Here is a 1,015-nt window from a genome sequence, read left to right on the forward strand (position 1 = left end):
TTAAGAGATAAAGGTGTTGAATCAGATTCAATAGTAGCAATAATAGTAAATAGATCTGTAGAGATGATAATAGGTATAATGGGAATTCTAAAAGCAGGAGGAGCTTATTTACCTATAGATTCAAATTTACCAAAAGAAAGAATAGAGTATATAATAACAAACAGTCAAAGTAAAATACTGTTAAGTGAGCAAAGGTTAGTTGATGGATTAAATATTGAAGATGAGTTTATAGACATATATAATGAATATTTATTTAGTGGAGAAAAGAGTAATCTAGAGAAAATAAATAATTCAAGTAGTTTAGCATATGTTATATATACATCAGGAACAACAGGAAATCCTAAAGGTGTAATGATAGAACACAGAAATTTAAGCAACTTGATATTAGGATTAAATAAGAAGATTTATAGTAAGTATGATGAGTATCTTAAGATATGTTTAGTAGCACCATATTATTTTGATGCATCAGTAAAACAGATATTTGTTGCTATACTAAATGGGTATAGTCTATATATAGTTGATGAAGATACAAGAAGGGATGGTAAAAAGTTACTAGACTATTATGAAAAAAATGAAATTCAGGTTTCTGATGGAACTCCAATGCATATAAAAATGATGTTAAGTGATACTGATTTATTTAAACAGTATAGCTTAAAAATTAAAGAATATGTAATTGGTGGAGAGGAGCTACCTTTAAATACAGTAAGAGAGTTCTACAAAAATTTCAGAGGAGAAAATAAACCTTGTATAAACAATGTATATGGGCCAACAGAATGTTGTGTTGATTCTAGTATTTACTTAATAGATCCAAAAGAAATAAATAAAATAGAGATTATTCCAATAGGTAAGCCAATGGTTAATTATAAGCTATATGTACTTGATAAATACAATGGATTATTACCAATAGGAGTACCCGGAGAACTTTGTATATCAGGAGATGGTGTAGCTAGAGGTTACTTAAATAATCCACAATTGACTGAAGTAAAATTTGTAGACAATCCATTTGAACCAGGAA

1 protein-coding gene is annotated in these 1,015 nt (G+C 28.2%); it reads left to right on the forward strand.

Annotated features, from left to right (window positions below; genetic code table 11):
- Nucleotides 1-1,015 (forward strand): AMP-binding protein (locus tag BM119_RS19525; RefSeq protein ID WP_143087372.1); only part of this gene is annotated, 1,015 nt, incomplete at both ends.

The organism is Clostridium frigidicarnis, from assembly GCF_900111985.1.
Classification (GTDB): Bacteria; Bacillota; Clostridia; order Clostridiales; family Clostridiaceae; genus Clostridium_Z; species Clostridium_Z frigidicarnis.